At 27.2% G+C, this 16946-nt stretch carries 15 protein-coding genes; all 15 read right to left on the bottom strand.

Annotation, left to right across the window (positions count from 1 at the left end; translation table 4 throughout):
* Window positions 1-244: 244 nt before the first annotated feature.
* The 15 genes from ACE38S_RS01680 to ACE38S_RS01750 all read right to left on the bottom strand — a co-directional run bounded on the left by ACE38S_RS01680 (window position 245) and on the right by ACE38S_RS01750 (window position 16923).
* Complete coding sequence (locus tag ACE38S_RS01680; RefSeq protein WP_374696093.1) at window positions 245-673, bottom strand: hypothetical protein; 429 nt, start codon at window positions 671-673, stop codon at window positions 245-247.
* A gap of 1071 nt (window positions 674-1744) precedes the next feature.
* Window positions 1745-1882, bottom strand: a complete 138-nt coding sequence (locus ACE38S_RS01685) for a hypothetical protein (protein ID WP_374696094.1) — start codon at window positions 1880-1882, stop codon at window positions 1745-1747.
* A gap of 1121 nt (window positions 1883-3003) precedes the next feature.
* Complete coding sequence (locus ACE38S_RS01690) at window positions 3004-3285, bottom strand: hypothetical protein (RefSeq protein WP_374696095.1); 282 nt, start codon at window positions 3283-3285, stop codon at window positions 3004-3006.
* A gap of 91 nt (window positions 3286-3376) precedes the next feature.
* Entirely contained in the window at window positions 3377-3727 is a 351-nt protein-coding gene (locus ACE38S_RS01695) for a hypothetical protein (protein ID WP_374696096.1), read from the bottom strand.
* A gap of 421 nt (window positions 3728-4148) precedes the next feature.
* Window positions 4149-4310 carry a hypothetical protein gene (locus ACE38S_RS01700; RefSeq protein ID WP_374696097.1) on the bottom strand — a complete coding sequence of 54 codons (162 nt, stop codon included), beginning with the start codon at window positions 4308-4310 and terminating at the stop codon, window positions 4149-4151.
* 17 nt (window positions 4311-4327) lie between these two features.
* Window positions 4328-4651 carry a hypothetical protein gene (locus tag ACE38S_RS01705; RefSeq protein WP_374696098.1) on the bottom strand — a complete coding sequence of 108 codons (324 nt, stop codon included), beginning with the start codon at window positions 4649-4651 and terminating at the stop codon, window positions 4328-4330.
* A 342-nt stretch (window positions 4652-4993) separates the two neighbouring features.
* Complete coding sequence (ruvX, locus tag ACE38S_RS01710; protein WP_374696099.1) at window positions 4994-5416, bottom strand: Holliday junction resolvase RuvX; 423 nt, start codon at window positions 5414-5416, stop codon at window positions 4994-4996.
* Complete coding sequence (gene alaS, locus ACE38S_RS01715) at window positions 5409-8174, bottom strand: alanine--tRNA ligase (RefSeq protein ID WP_374696100.1); 2766 nt, start codon at window positions 8172-8174, stop codon at window positions 5409-5411. The genes ruvX and alaS overlap by 8 nt, the downstream gene beginning before the upstream one ends.
* Window positions 8175-8269: 95 nt before the next feature.
* Window positions 8270-9499: a motility-associated protein Scm1 gene (gene scm1, locus ACE38S_RS01720; RefSeq protein ID WP_374696101.1), complete on the bottom strand. Its 1230-nt coding sequence runs from the start codon at window positions 9497-9499 to the stop codon at window positions 8270-8272.
* Between the two features lie 84 nt (window positions 9500-9583).
* Window positions 9584-11833 carry a RelA/SpoT family protein gene (locus ACE38S_RS01725; RefSeq protein ID WP_374696102.1) on the bottom strand — a complete coding sequence of 750 codons (2250 nt, stop codon included), beginning with the start codon at window positions 11831-11833 and terminating at the stop codon, window positions 9584-9586.
* A gap of 607 nt (window positions 11834-12440) precedes the next feature.
* On the bottom strand, window positions 12441-15626 hold the full coding sequence (locus tag ACE38S_RS01730; protein ID WP_374696103.1) for a protein translocase SecDF, variant type: 3186 nt from the start codon (window positions 15624-15626) through the stop codon (window positions 12441-12443).
* A 149-nt stretch (window positions 15627-15775) separates the two neighbouring features.
* Complete coding sequence (locus ACE38S_RS01735; RefSeq protein WP_374696104.1) at window positions 15776-15988, bottom strand: hypothetical protein; 213 nt, start codon at window positions 15986-15988, stop codon at window positions 15776-15778.
* Between the two features lie 251 nt (window positions 15989-16239).
* Entirely contained in the window at window positions 16240-16521 is a 282-nt protein-coding gene (locus tag ACE38S_RS01740; RefSeq protein ID WP_374697179.1) for a hypothetical protein, read from the bottom strand.
* A gap of 58 nt (window positions 16522-16579) precedes the next feature.
* Window positions 16580-16705, bottom strand: coding sequence for a hypothetical protein (locus ACE38S_RS01745; RefSeq protein ID WP_374696105.1), 126 nt, complete (start codon window positions 16703-16705; stop codon window positions 16580-16582).
* An 83-nt stretch (window positions 16706-16788) separates the two neighbouring features.
* The gene (locus ACE38S_RS01750) at window positions 16789-16923 is read right to left on the bottom strand and encodes a hypothetical protein (RefSeq protein WP_374696106.1); all 135 of its coding nucleotides are present in this window, start codon (window positions 16921-16923) and stop codon (window positions 16789-16791) included.
* Window positions 16924-16946 lie beyond the last annotated feature (23 nt).

Raw genomic sequence — 16946 nt, forward strand, 5'->3', positions numbered from 1 at the left:
TGTACTTATATAGGCTCGCGGGATTTTCATAAGTTTTGTGAAAAATTACTTAAAGTTTAAAAAAACTTTTGCGCCGCTTTTCAAAATCCTTGGGAAAAATTCTAAGCGTTAAGCGAAGAATTTTATAAAGGTTACCCAAATTTGTTTGAAATAATCTCAAAACTTTTTAAATTGTAAGTAATTTTATCACAAAAATTTAATAAAATAAACCGCTGCTCGTCCAAAACACCATAAAGTATAGGCTTTATATTCCCATTTTAAAACGATAAAGATAAGAACTATAAAACAAAGCATAATATGGGTCATGGTACATTTTTTTACTATCGGGGGTGTTTGTTTTGCTATCACTAAACCCTAGTTCGCTGATACATTTATCAAAAAATGGGAAGTTATCTAACTTGCCATAGATTTTGCCCTGCACAAACATTTTTATTATTCATGTTACCCGATTGATTATCCCTGATTCTTTATTAAGTGATGTTTGGTGTTTTTTGGCTTTAAACATTTTAATTTTATAACCTAAATAAGGGGCAATATCTTCTTGTAATTTTTGCATAAAATCGTGGGGGGCATTAATATCATAATGAAATGTGGCATCTTCAAAGCCATCAAATTTATCAAAAGTATTGATTATTCATTGTCCGTAATGTTCAACTATTTCATTTAAATTCATGGCGTTTTTTGGGGTAACAACATTTTCTTCAATTAAATATTTATCATATTCATTATTTTCATTAATTTTATAAGCTACTAAACAAAAACCGAATAGGTTACAATAAGTTGTACAATATTTAATTTGTGAAAAGGAGAATTATGTTACATCAGTATATAGTACTAAAAACCTTGTTTTTATATCATTTAATTTACGATTAATTAAATCAAGATATTGCAATAAAATTTTTCTTTATTCTGTTTATACTTCATTTTTCTTCTCATTTTTCCTACATATTCAGGTTGTATTTGATTATTACACATAATCCTTAAAAATTTTTTTTGAATTATGATGTTATATCATAATCTTCATTTAAATATTTAGTAATTCTTCGGTATCTAAATTGTTTTAAATTTTCTTCATAAACTTTTATAATATCATTTATTGCTTTTTTATCTTTTTTTTGATACTGTCATAATTTTTATATTTACCTCAATAACTATGTTTTAACCCCGTTACTTCTAATAATAATTTTATTGAATATTCACAACAATTTTGTTTAATAAAAGAGACGATTATTAATTTGTTTAATTGTAAAAGTCATGGAGTTTTTTAATAATTAATACTTTTTTTTATTATATTTAAAAACTCTTTTGCCAAAAGAAATTTTATATCTTTTAGGGTTGTTTAATTTTCCTTTTTTATTATTTGCTCATCAAGATCTTGCTGTATTTGCATTTAGATTATATTGTTTTGCTGATATTCAACGATTTTTTTGTTTAATTTCCTCAATGATTTTTGTTATAAATTATGATGTATATTTGTTATATTTTTGTCCTTTTCTTGCCATATAAAATGCCCTCTATAAAAATTTAGCAAAATCTTTTTTTATTATTTTACTTAATTTTTGAGGTGCAGTTTACGTCATTCTTGTTTTATATTTCCTGAATTGTAAATATATTTAGGACACTTTATTAAATATTTTGTATTAAATTCAATGAATTTTTATAATTTAATGATTTTCTTGGCATTGAATTTATTTTCAATGCTATTTTATTTAAGTCATCTTGAAAAAAATATTGATAAATCTATTTATTTTGGTAAACTTTGTCTCAAAATTTCATTATTATTTTCGTTTAATTCTATTTGGCCAGGACAACTAGCATCAGCAAAATAAACTTTTATTTTACAAATATTTTCAAATTTTTTACTTGTTAAATTATTTACCAAGATCAAATTTAATTGTTTTTATTGTGCCAGGTTGTTTGTTTAAAATAAATTTTATTATACTTTCTATGACATCTTTGCTTTTGCTATTATTTAGTTACTAACGGGATTGATGTTTTAAATCATATATTGGCTAAAGTTATAATTGCTGTTTTATGGTTTTTACCAACTATAGTATTTCTTTCCAGATGACCAAAGACATTTATGCTTTAATATTTGGAAATTCAATATTACGTTCAATAATTGTTAGACAATTATTAACTTTTCTGTGGTTTTCTGTTTTATTATGTGGTTTATGTTTACCTTTTCTTAATAAATTTTTTTATTAAAATTATAACGAGAAAAGTTAAACATATTATATATAAGGTATTTGAACAGATAAAATTTTTGTCAATATTTCTTATTATATTTGTAATAGTATCTAGTGAATAGTGTTCATAATTAACTAAATAATTAATAATTTCATAGTAAATTTTATTTAATGTTTTTTGTTTGCAACCAGCTTTTTTTGTCTTTATTACTATTTTCATAAATTTCAATTGGGTTTCAAACAACATCAACATTTTATAAATTATATGGACAGTTTTTTTACTTTGATTTATTTTATAAGCTGTTTTTCTAATTTAATAATTAAAATTTTGATATTATTGAATTGAAATTAATTTTTTTATTGTGATTTTTTGATACATTGTGTTATTTATCTTTTTTTAAATTTGGATTTTAACACAATATTTTTATTTGTTTAACTGTCCCATTTAATTTTACAACTCAGGATTATTAATCTTTGGTAATTTGACTGGTTTTGCTAAAGTTGCTAAATATTCTTCTCGTTTTCGTAATTAATTTATTCTAATTTGTTATAAATCACGAAGTGCTACGGCATGTTGCTGTTGCGCTTGATGTAACAATTTTTTCATTAAAATATTTTTGAATTAACTCCACTGGTGATAATATTGTTTTTTAAAATTATCATTGTTATTTCTTCACCATTTTTTCGTTTCAGTTGCTTCAAAGTTTTAATTATTAGTTGCATCAATTAAAAACCATCAACAACTTTTTTCCCTTCCGCACGATATTTATTAATTAAAACTTGTGGTAATGATTTTGGTTTAACTTTTTTATTATTAAATTTTTTGATAACGCCGTTCTTTGCGCAAGTTTTTTTTAATTAATTTTTGTTTTTCTAATCGTTCTTGCAATTTTTTAAATTGTCGACAATGGATTTTTCTAATTTCCCAGGGATTATAACTATCAAAAGTATATTGCATTTTTGTTAAATATACCGTTAAATCTGGTGTTTTTGATGAATCAGCATAATTAATTTGATAATCTTTTAAGTTTTTGCGAGTATATAATTTTAAATTGGTTTCTTTTCTTTTTTCAAAAACAAATTTCTTCTTAATCATTTCATTAATTGTTTGTTTGTTTGTTATTTTTGTCGCAAAAACTTTATTATTATTTTTAGCATAATCATTCCCATATTTTAATTTTTTTAAATTAGGACGTTTTTTCAGATCAACATTTGAAATATATTCCTTTTTTTCTGGTTTTTGATGAATTATTTATTTCATCATTTGTCTTCATTGTTGTCTTAGTTGGAACACTATTATGAGCCACACCATTTAAAAATAGTTTGTTTTGTTTACTACTAATATCTGTGGCAAACGTTAAATTTGGCACAATTGGATCAATTTTTAAAGATGCTGTTTTTGTTTTAATCTTATTTGAAGTTTTTACAGCTAACTGATTAATTTGTCTTGTAATATCATTATCTAAATAAATATCTGTTTTAAAAATTGGTTTTCGTTTTTGTTCTTCGGTTAGAAAATTACGAATATATTTTTCCAAATTTGTTTTTTGGTTTTTTCTAAACTCCACGATAAGGAATCTTTAACCATCTGATCACATTTCTGAATAATATGTTCAGGGATAATCACTACTGTTGCTTTTATTATTATCTTTCTTCATTGTCACTTCCTTTATATGTTGTTTCCATTCCGAAGGTTGATAATTTCGCTGTGATAATAGTTATAATTGATTTTTACTTAAATTCATTTGGTCTTTAATTTCATCTAATGAACGAGATTTTAAATCCCGATTTGATAGGTAATAATCATCTTCTTGTTGATAACACCTCTTCTCAAGTACGATTTACATATTGATAACCACAGTGTTTACTGCTATCTCTACGGGATAATAACTGCAGTTGATTTTAATTTAACCCTCAATTAGTGGCATGTTATTAAACTTGTTCATTAAAGTATTTTAATTAATCAATTTTCGTTTCATCGGAATTATTATTTTGGATTATTTGAGCTTGTGTTTGGAAACGGCCATAATGATTATCTCGCTGACGAATTAATCGTTGTTGATTTGGATTTAACTTACTAATAATATTTTCTAACTCTTCTGAGCTTGAATTTGTTTCCAAATTATTTATATTTTCATCTAAAAGGTTTGTTTTTCATCCTTAACTTTTGTTTTGACATTTAAAATGGCTAAAATAGCTTCATTATTATTTAAAAAATATTGACGAGGTTGTTGTAATTCCATTTCAATTGCTTCTTGTGATTCTTGATAACCACGAATAATCCGTGATGGAAATAAGTCTTCAATCCGGGACAATTTTCACTTTGTTAACAATCTTAATTGACTAGGATTTAAACCTATCATTTTCTTTTTGATGATAGTTTCTTTTTTGATTAATTTTTTAGATAATAACGACTCCTGTTTGGGTATTTTTGTAAATTTTGCTTCTTTTCCTAATAACAATTTAACAAAATTTTCATATTCTTTCTCATAACGTTGATTTAAATCAATTGAATTATTTACATTTAAAGTTTGGTATTATTTCATTAATATTAAATATGGTTCTGATTTTTTCAAGACTTTGTTAACATTTTAACAAGGATTGTTTAATTAACATTTATTTTTAAATTATTATTAATTTCTTGTAACTGTTTTGTTTCATTTAATTTCTTACTAGTCATCATCTTACCTCAAATTTTAAATTATAACTATCAATAAATTCTTTAAAATTATATCATTTTTTATTGCTTTTGATATTAATAATTGTACAGTTAATAACTAAAAAAATAAAAGAGAAAATATCTTTTATTTTTGTTGTAAATATGTCTCTAAAATTAATTGCGCAGCTAAACTATCTTTCTTTTTTTTTCGTTTTTGACGAGAAAGATTTGCTTCTAACATAATTTGATGAGCTTGATGGGTTGTTAATCGTTCGTCAACCAAATGAATTGATATAGTAGTTGAATCTAATAAAGATTTTAATAAAGTAACAAAATCATCAACCATTAATGCTCGTAAACCAATGGTATTATTCATATTTTTGGGATATCCGATGACAATATCACTAAAATATTCCTTTATAATTAATTCCGCTAAATAATGTGCTGCTGCTAAAAAATCGTTTTCGGTAAAAAAGTGAACACAATACGCTGTTGCAATAAGACCACGACTTGTTGCTAAACCGACGGTTTTTGTCCCTAGGTCAACGCCTAAATAATATTTATTCATGTTGTTTTAAAAATTCCAGAGGATCAATTAATAACTTCGTTAAAATATCACTATTTCGATTTTTAAAACCACTTTGTGCCACACTGTTATTGCCACCCCCCTTTCCTTCTAATAACGGATTTAATTGCTTAATAATTTGGCTAGCTTGGTAACGATCATGTAAATCATCACTAACACCAACAACTAATGTTGCTTGATTATCATCACCCATTGCAACTAATAAAATTACTAAGTTATAATAATGCGCTTTATAATCATCAATTAATGCTTTAAAAGCATTAACATCAACTTTTGTTGAAAATTGATTAGTTAAAATATTAAGGTTATTTTTTTTTTGTGGTGCTAAGGTATTATGCTGTTTAACAAATTGTTGGATTAAACTATTTTTATAGTGTTTTTGTCATTGTTTAAAAATTTCTTTAAATTGCCCAACTAATTCTTTTAATAATTTCCAGTTTACTTTTGACACTGTTAAATTACTAATTTTATTTCACATTTTTTCTAAATTATGATCAGGTAATTTGGTTTTTCCTTGATTATATTTATTATATTTATTAAAATAATTTATTGCTTCGGTTTTCTCTTTTAAAAACTGGTCATTTAAATAACTAGCAATCGTTTTATTGGATGTAATAGCATGAATACGAATTGTCCCAGCCCCTTTTGATTCAAGGCCTGTTACTAATAAATCTTCAACATCTCGGGAATTAGCAACATGCATTCCCCCACATAGCTCACAAGAATAATTGCCAAATTTAACAATCCGTACTTCCGCATCATATTTTTCCGTGAAAAAAGCTAAAGCGTGATGAACATATAATGCTGTTTGAATGTCAGTATAAATTATTTCACAAGGAATAGCCGCTTTAATTGCCTTATAAACTGACGTTTCAACCGCCGTAATTTCAGCTTGAGTAATTGGTTGATTATGGGTAATATCAATCCGTAATCTTTCATCATCATTATAAGAACCCATTTGCATAACATGAATCCCTAAAACTTCCCGTAACGCTGTATGAATTAAATGCGTACCAGAATGATTTTTTCGCGTATAAAAACGACGATTACTATCAACATAAGCATTAACGACATCGCCAACCTGTAAAATTCCTTCTACTTTAACAAAATGTAAGTGTTGTTTATTAGGTCCTTGTTGCACATCAAGCACATAAGCTGTTGTATTGTCTTTTAAAATAAGGCCATGATCCGCCGCTTGTCCACCTTTTTCAACATAAAATGGTGTTTCTTGCAAAATAATATAACCTGTTGTATTTATTAACTTTGTAACTAGTTTATCATTTGCAAACATAAAGACAATTTCCGTATTATTAACTTGTTCATGTTCATAACCAACAAATTGACTAACAACATCTAATTTGGTAAAAAGTTCATTTTGCAGTTGAATTGCTTTAATATCTTTTCTATTAGTCCGTGAAATTGTTTTGGCATTTTCTAATAATTCATCAAAACCAGCCCGGTCCACTTTAATCCCCGCTTCACGAGCTTCTTCTTCAATTAATTCAATTGGAAAACCATAACTTTCAAATAATTGAAAAGAATGTTCTTTCGAAATAATACCATATTTGTTTTTAACTTCGGTAAAAAGTTTGTTTCCTTGTTCTAATGTTTTTAAAAATTTATTTTCTTCATCTAAGACAGTTTGTTCAATAATTGGTTGTTTTTCCACTAAATAAGAATAATATTCTTGCATAATTTTAACAACAATTGCTACTAGTTTAAATAAAAATGGTTCTTCTAACCCCAGTTTTTTTCCATATAAACTAGCACGACGAATCAAACGACGAATAACATAACCACGATCTTTATTACCAGGAAAAGCCCCATCTGCAATTGCAAAAGTAACTGCCCGTAAATGATCGGCAATCACCTTAAAAGCCGTATTAATTTTTAATTGTTGCACATCACCGCTAAACAATGCTGTTTCATTATAATGAAACCCTTTTTTTACTAGTTCTTCAACCACTTTAATAATTGGCATAAATAAATCAGTTTCAAAATTAGTTGGCATTTCTTGAATAATTGAAGTAATTCGTTCTAATCCAGCCCCTGTATCAATATTCTTGCGGGGTAAATCAGTATACGTACCATCACCATTATTATTATATTGTGAAAAAACAATATTTCAAACTTCTAAATAACGATCGTTTTCTAAATCCTTTTGTAATAATTTTAATCCTAAATGGCCAGGGTCATACTTTTCACCCCGGTCATAAAAAATTTCTGTATTTGGGCCACAAGGTCCCTCTCCAATTTCTCAAAAATTAGTATCTTTATTTCCTTTTATAATTCGGTTATCACTTAATCCAATAACATTATGTCACATTTCATATGCTTCCTTATCATCTTTATAAATTGTGACATATAATTTATCTGGATCGAAACCAATTCATTTTTTATCTGTTAAAAACTCTCAAGCATACATAATTGCTTCTTTTTTAAAGTAATCACCAATCGAAAAATTACCAAGCATTTCAAATAAGGTATGATGACGAGCAGTATAACCAACATTTTCAATATCATTAGTTCGAATTGATTTTTGTGAATTTGTTAACCGTGGTGAGGGTGGAGTTTTACGACCATCAAAATATTGTTTTAAAGTTGCTACACCTGAATTAATTCATAGTAATGATGGATCATCAACGGGAATTAACGATACGGCCGGTAATTCACAATGGTCCTTACTACGGAAAAAATCTAGCCACATCTTTCGAATTGTATTTGCTGTAAATTTTGTCATTTTAATATTCCTTTCCTGTTCATAATTAATTAATAGGATTATAGCATATCAAACGATAAAAACTTCTTTGAAATAAAGAAGTTTTTATTCAAAGCTTATTTTCGATATCCACGCACCAATAAATAAAACGAACCTAATAAAATATTAACAAAAAAGAATGTGGTAATGGCTGGGACTACCGCTGGATATTGAAAATATTGTTTAAATAATGTTCACATTAAAATTTGTCAAAATAAACCAATTACTAATCATATTAGCATTTGAACAAACATTAATAAATTATATGAAAATTCTTGCATACGTGCTAAACAAAATAACATAAAATACAACGGAATAAAACTAACGACCATTAACACAATTGCAACACTTAAAATAATTCAATTTGCTGCTACATATCTTGTTGTCGATGTAAAGGCGGGAAAAATCATAATCACAACAAAACCAAGCATTAAGACAATCATGCCAACGTTACCTCATAATCGTTGACGTAACTCTCGACGCGAAGAAATATTAATATATCCTAATCATTGGATAAGGTTAGCACCAAAGCAACCGCGAAAACCAGATGATGATGGTAATAACAATTTAATCGCAATGCTAATTGATAAACCAATCACAACACTAGCAACAGCAAGTGGCATCACAAAAATAATTAATCCAGCCCCAGCTTGCATTACGCCTGGTGTTTGGGCAAAAAATGGTCCTAACCCTTCTTGATTAATCATTAAACCTAAAACAGAAAAAACATTTGGTTGAAATTGGACATTGTTCATTCATGTTACTAACACTTGATCTTTTAGTAAATTAAATCAACGACTTTCTTGTTCTTGAACAAAAGAAAAGTCATCTGCAATTGCAATTAAAAATAATCCTAAAAATAAAGAAGTATATAAAATAAAACTGCCAATTATTGTTATTCATTTTCCAACTAATAAACGAATATTCCATTTTCAATGGGCAGTTGTCGTATGTGTTAATAACACAGCAACAAAAATTGATGTTGGAACAGCAAATAATGTAAAAATTGGGACAAAAATATATAAATCAATTACTCAAAACTTAAAAAGAGCAAAACCATTTAAACTAAAAATTGCTTTAAACGATCCATATGATAATAAAAAATTTAAAATATTATAAGCACTATCGCCTCTCAAACATTCTAACGGATTGGTAATAAAATTTTTAACACTTAATGAATTAATAATTTCTTGTTTTAGCGCCGGTACTTGTTGATTTAAAGTTGGTACAACAGCTCCAGCAATAATAATTACAATTCCTACTAAAAATCAAATAATACTAAATTTTATTCAAGACTTTACTGTCATAGTTTCCTCCATTTTTCTAATAATAATAAGTACATTATACCAATAAAAAAGGAAGATGAAACTTTATTTGTTTTATGTGATATTTTACATCACAATGCGTTCAACAACTTTAATGTCGGGAATCGCTAATAATGATGAGCGAATTTGTTGTAAACTATCAGCACTACTAATTTTAATAATTGTCTTAATTGTTAAATTAATTAAATCATTCGAAATATTAGCCGTCATCATTTGCACAGAAGCATTTAAATGACTTAACACTTTTGTCACATCAACCAATAAGGCTGGTCGCTCAATCGCTTCAATTATAATGGCACAATCATATTGTTTATTTTTACAAACAGTTTCGTTTCAACTAATTTCAACTTGTCGATCTTGTTTATAGTTGCTTTGAATATTACGACATGTTTTTAAATGAACCTTAATTCCTTCTGCTTTTGTAACATAACCCGTAATATCTTCATAAGGAATTGGTAAACAGCATTGAGAAATAACAACCTTAATGTTCGAAATTCCTTGCACAATAATGTCATCTTTTAATTGAGCTTTTTTATATTGTTTATCCTGTAATTTTTTAAGAATTTTTTCATTTTGACTTGTTTCACGGTCAAGATAAACTAAATTAATTGTTTCCTCCAAAGTATATTCATCATTAGCAACATCTAATAAGAAATCTTCAATATTATTAAAATTAATAGCATGTAGCCGTTTCAATTGCGTTTCTGCATCAACTAGTTTTCATTTTAAATCTTTTTTGGCAATATACTCTTCAATTTGCGCTTTAGTTTGTTTAATTTTTTCTAAATTAATTAACTTACTATCGTTGCTTGCTGCAACTAGTTCTTTTTTTAAATATTTTTTAATTTTTTGTAATGCTGATGATGTTTTAGCAACTACTAATCAAGAATGATTTGGTTTCTGGGTCGCTGCTGTTTTAATATCAACAACATCTCCCGATTTTAAGACCGTTGAAATTGGTGAAAATAATCCATTAATTTTCGCTCCAATTGTTTTTTCGCCAATTTCAGAATGGATTTTATAAGCAAAATCAAGAACAGTTGAGCCAAACGATAATGTCACAACTTTCCCATTTGGTGTTAGCACATAAATTAATGATGAAAAAATATCGTTTTGAATTATTTGCTCCATTAAGTGATCTGTTTTATAAACTTCTTGCTGAATTTCATCGCGTTCTTGGACCGAGATATTTTCTAAATCTAAAATACGTTTAAAAATATCTAAGCGATCATCAATATCTTTTTGTTTCTTCGCAATATCATAATTTTCACCCTCTTTATAACGTCAGTGGGCGGCAACCCCTTGCTCTGCTAATTCATCCATTTCCTCAGTTCGAATTTGAATTTCAAAAATAAGACCATCTTCAGACGCAATTGTAGTGTGTAATGATTGATATAAATTATGTTTTGGTGTCGCAATATAATCCTTAAAACGATTATTTAAGGGGGTATAATGCTGATGTACAAATCCTAACACCTTATAACAATCATCAACACTGTTCGTAATAATGCGGACTGCTAAAATATCATGGATGTCATCAAAGTTTTTTCCAAATTGATTCATTTTTCGATAAATCGAATAAATTGATTTACTACGTCCATAAACTTTAATTGACATCTTTTTTTCAGTAATCAAAATTTGTTTTAACTCTTCAATCTTTTGATTAATAGTATTTTCTAGTTCTTTATTACTTGATTCTAATAATGAAACAATCTTATTATATTGTATTGGATTAATAATTTTAAAACTAATATCTTCAATTTCTTGTTTAACCGCTGTCATACCTAACCGGTGGGCAATGGCAGAATAAATTTCTAAACTTTCACGAGCAATAATTTGTTGCCGTTCTGGTATTAAATAATCAATTGTTTTTAAATTATGTAAGCGATCGGCCAACTTAACAATAATAACACGAATATCTTTCGCCATTGATAAGTATAATTTTCGTAAATATTGAGCTTTAATTTGGGTACGATTTTCTTTCGCGAAATAACTAACCTTTGTTACTCCTTCAACTAAATTAGCAATTTCAATCCCAAACAAATTTTGTAATTCTTCAAATGTGGCTGGAGTATCTTCTAAGACATCATGGAGAAGACCCGCAATTAAGGTTTTTGGTCCCATTCGTCATTGTTCCAAAAAAAAAGTTGTTCATAAAGGATGAATAATATACGCTGCTCCACTATTACGAACTTGACCATGGTGTTTTTCTTCGGCGTATTCATATGCTTTCTGAATTTCCTTTAATGTTGTCTCATCTTTAATATATAGCTTAATTTGAGCTAATACTTCCCCATATTTAATATCTTGATCCATTACAAACAACCCCTTTTTCTTATAATTATTGTAATTATATCGCGTTTAACATTAATATTCAATCAGGGTTTTAATTGGGTATGAAACTAAACCTTTTTTTATTTAAATATGTTAAAATCAATCACAAACGCTAACACAACAACGGTTTTGCTTTTTCTTGCGTTACAAAGTTAATATATTGCGCGAGCTGTTCCTTTTGATACTAAAATAAAAAACATCATCAACAATTAACGCGCGATAATTGGGTTGTAAATTACCACATGAACGTCTAATGATTAGCCGCATATTCATAACTATATTTCACATTAATAACTTGTTGTGGTAACTTTCCATAGCATTTCGAACAGGAATAAAAAGCAAGTTAATAGCATAACTTAACAGCGCCCCGCGAGACCAAAGATAAATCTGCGCACCTTAGGAGCAAATAATAACAGTTAATTTTTGATCCAACGAATAGGATGCTAATTGATCAATCACAATTTTAAAAGCAGCCGCATTATTTAACAACGGCTTAATATCACAAAAAATTACAACTGATTTGGGATAATTATGAATATCCAACAATAATTTTTTTATATACATTTTTAAAAATTACTTTCTTGGTTAATTAATCATTAATACCAATGACAATTTGTTCATCAACTTCAACACGTTGTGAATCTAAGTAATTTTTAACACGGATTTTATTTAAAGCACGATATTTTTCTAATGCTACTCAAATTGGAATTGTAACAAATAATGTTGCGAACATTCCCATAATTAATCCAATTAAAACAACAACATTAAAGCCAAATAATGTTCCTGAAAAAGCTGCTAAGGTAATTAATAAGACCGTAAACATAATTCCTAAAGTTAGACAATGTTGTAGCATTTGTTTAATTGTAACATTGGCAACTTTTTGTAAAAAGTTATGTTCATAATTATAAATTCGAAACTCTTTGCGAATTTCTAAAATTATTTTATGATTTTTACTTTTAATATCTTTTGCAACCATTTTAATACAGTGAAATTGATCATGATATTTTTTTTTCAATTCTTTTAATTTTAAATTAGGATGTTTTAATGCTATTTTTTTTAATTCCTCTTGATAATAAAATTTATGTGCATGACGTAAGTGCTTAATTTGTGCATGATGCTCTGACATATAGGTAAAAAATGTTTCATACTCTCGAATGTCAATTGCTTTTTTATTTTGTTTCGCGCGGACCATCACCATTGTCCCGAAGGCAATGGAAAAACCAAAGATTGTTAAAAAAGCAATTGACATTTCAAATGTAATTAAAATATGCGTAATAATAGCAATATCAATTGTAACAATTAAGGTAAAGACAGCAGATAACACTACACCAGCAAATTGAGCTCAATCTAAACGGAATAAAGTATAAACAAAAATACATGCTAAGCCAATTGCCAAACTAATTGCCGCCACTTTTAAAATATAACCCTCCATAACTGGATTTGTTCGTTGCAAGGACAATGTCGGATCCTCCGGGTTTGCGCTATAGAATGTTGCAATAATTGCTTTTAATTCTCTTTCATAAGTTCCTTTAGTAATATTTGTACTAACAACTAAAATACGACTACTTGCGCCACTTTCTTGTTTCTTAATAATATAAATATTAAAACTAAAACTATAATTTTTGGTTTGACGGAAATTATCTATATGAGTTTTTAACTTTTCAATAGCTACTTCATCGATAACTCGCCCAGATCCACTAGTTCCTCATAACTCCTCACTAATTGTAATATTAACCCCTGGTTTAATTGAATTAGCAATATTAGTTTTTCCTGCAAAACCAATTGTCAAGGCAACGATTAATAAAATAATTCAAATAATTGGGGTTCATTTTGTAATATTATAAAATGTTAATTTACCATTCTTTACTTTTTTGTTTTTTTTATCTTCTATTGTTAAGATTGGTTCTGTTGTTCCAATGGTTGGTTTATTAGGATCTCCTTCTGAACTAGGAGCCATTGTTGTATTTAAAGCTGTTGTTTTCGATAGCAAGGCGGATGATGTTGCGCGTTTTTTCAATAGGAATGTTCATAATGAAAAGCGTGAAACATCTAATCAACAATATTTCTCTTGTCAATGTAACTTAATTACAATTCAGTACATCAAACGAGCAACAGCAAAAGCCATAATAATAGCAATAATTAAGCCCACTAATAAAATTGTGGCAAAAGATTTAATATTATTAGTTCCTGCTCAAAATAAAGATAATCCTAAAATCGTTAAAACAACTAAAGCATCAACAAACACTGTGATTGTTTGTTTATTAGCAATTTTCATCGCCGGTTCAAACCGAATATTATTTTCATAGCGTTCCCGTTTATAACGAGAGAAGAAGAGTAAATTTCCTTCTAATGATAAACCAAGGACAATAATTAAGACCGCAATACTTTCTGGGGAAATTTCGACCTTTAATAACGATGAGAAATACAATGTTGCAATAATTGTAAATAATAACGTTAAAACAGCAATTAAACCAAACAAACGATAATAAATTAATAAAACAACAAAGATAGCTAAGACTAATAATCCTAAAATAATCATTGAAATTTTAAAGATATTGCCTGATACAACAGGTGGAACAAAACGGTATCCATTAATAACAAATTCTAAACCACGCAATCCACCATTAATTAAATTACTAATTTGGCGGGCTTCTGTTTCGGTTGATGTTAAAATTTGGTTTGAATTTTCAGCTGCCCCTTCGCCACTTTTAATTGAACTTCAATTAATAATGTGTTTTTTATATGTTTCAGTTAAAGTCTTATCATACCCAATAATTGTTTGTAATTGTGGGCGTAACGGGTCAATGTATTCATTTGTTGTTGCTGCTTTATCATTTGGGTCAATTAATAATTGACTTTGGGGTACTGTGGTAAAACGAAAGCGAGCATCTTCCATTCATTCTCTAATTTGTAAAATTGGTACACCAAACTTATCTAATAAGTTTCCTGATTGCATTTGAGCAGAACTTTGATCATAATATTCCATATCAAAAATTTTATTAATTTTTGTTCAATCACTTGAAGAAGCGCTACTTTTAATCTCACTATTAAATAAGATTTGAATTGATGACATATTGTCAATATCATGACGTAAATCATCAATCATTTGGTCAATATCAGTTCAAATATATAATAGCTGTGCTTGGCCGCCTCGTTCTGACGGTTTTAAACCATTAATAATACTATATCATTTTTGTTGATCTTTAATTTGTAAAGTAATAATTGGTCGACGGTTTTGGTTAACCCATGTTGTTGAACTAGAAATAACATCACTTAATGGTGTTCGTTCTTTTGTACCATTATTATAATTAACTAATAAGTCATTTCCTTTACTATCAGTTAAATAAATTGCTCCTAACCGTTGAATTGCTTTGCTCAAGTCATTGTAAGATTTAAACATGTCTTTTCCAACAACAACTTCTACTGAATTACGGCCTAATGTTTGTAAATACAAGTTTTGGTTTGATAATGGGTCTAATTTATCCCGTAATAATTCTAATCCCTTCTTACTGTTACCATTGGGCAGATCAGGATCAGAAACATAATTAGAAGATCTTTTATCAAAAACATTAACTTGAATTTGATAACCTCCTGAATAAGCAATCCCTGCTTGATATGAATAACGAAAACCGTCCGCTAAAAAAATAACCCCGAAAATCATTGCCACGACTAAAACAATTAATGTTCCAATGCGAATAATTAATCAATAAATTGTTTTTTTATCTTTTGGTTCTCTAATTTTTTTAACTTGTTCTTTTTTTTCCACTTTTGACACCACTATGCTACTTTAAACGTTTTTTTCGTTCCTTTATATAATTAATATTGTACACTATTTAATATCTAATATAATATATTATTAAATAAACATATCTTTAAAATCACCTAATAATAAATCCTGTCAGTAATTTTTTGATTATTCATAAATTAAATAATCTGATTAAATTTAATAATTAAGTTTAATATTAAAAATATAATAAGCAGCATCACTAACATCAATATTTTTTTCTCAATTAAAATTATTTTTAATAAATAATTAGTAACATCTTGCTCTGTAATATTTGGATTTAATAATTTTAAATCAACTGCCTTTAAAATAATCATTTTTAAAACATATTGAGTAATTTGTTGTTGTTCCATTTGATAATTTTTGGTAATATTTACATCTTACCTTAATTATATTTGTAATTATAACTAAGTTATTAAAAAATTTAATCGCATTTTCCTAGCAAAAGTTATGAAGAAACATTTTTATTAATTGTTGTTAAAATAATTTTTAAATATTGTTCAAGTTGAAATGGTGGTTTTTAATAGAATTAATTGTTTGATAAATAATTGGTAAAAAATAACCAAGTGTTTTTAAACAAGTAATAATTTTGTTTTGTAAATTATTAAAATTTTTTGTATGTAAAATATTTTTTGTAAAGCATTAAATAAAATACGACCATTGACCACTGTGGACCCTTAATCTCTGTAATTGTTCAATCTCCGGTTAAATTATTTTTCTGTACTAAAAGCAATAAATATCCCACAATAATTTGCTGTAACAATTTAACTACTGTTTTAACCCCACTTGTTGGGGTTGTTAATAAATCACAAAAAATTTTCTTTATTGCTAAATTATCAATTGTTTTAAATTGACTGGCTAATAATTTCGCTGTTTTTACCAACATGACGAATTCCTAATCCAAATAATAACCGCTCTAATGAATTATTTTTTGAATTATTAATTTAATTAATCATATTTTCAAATGATTTATTTGTCACCAAATTAATTTTATAACCACAATTATTATTTACTAAATAAATTAAATTAGCATTTATATCCTGAACTGTTCCATAAATTGAATAATACATTATTCTTCCCTCCTATCTTAAAATAACTTTTATATTCAAGAAAATTATTTTTAAAAATAAAAAAACTCATTAATGAGTTTAAATTATGCCGTTCATTTTACTTTTAAAGAAAATACGGCTGTTCCTTTATAAAGCGGGGAATTATCGCTGATAATAGCTAAATTATTAGCAGATATTTTATCTGCTTTTTTATCAATAATTCCATTAATTTTCAACAATAAATTATTAACACCCCTTACAT

Source organism: Spiroplasma endosymbiont of Polydrusus formosus (assembly GCF_964263245.1).
GTDB lineage: Bacteria > Bacillota_I > Bacilli_A > Mycoplasmatales > Mycoplasmataceae > Spiroplasma.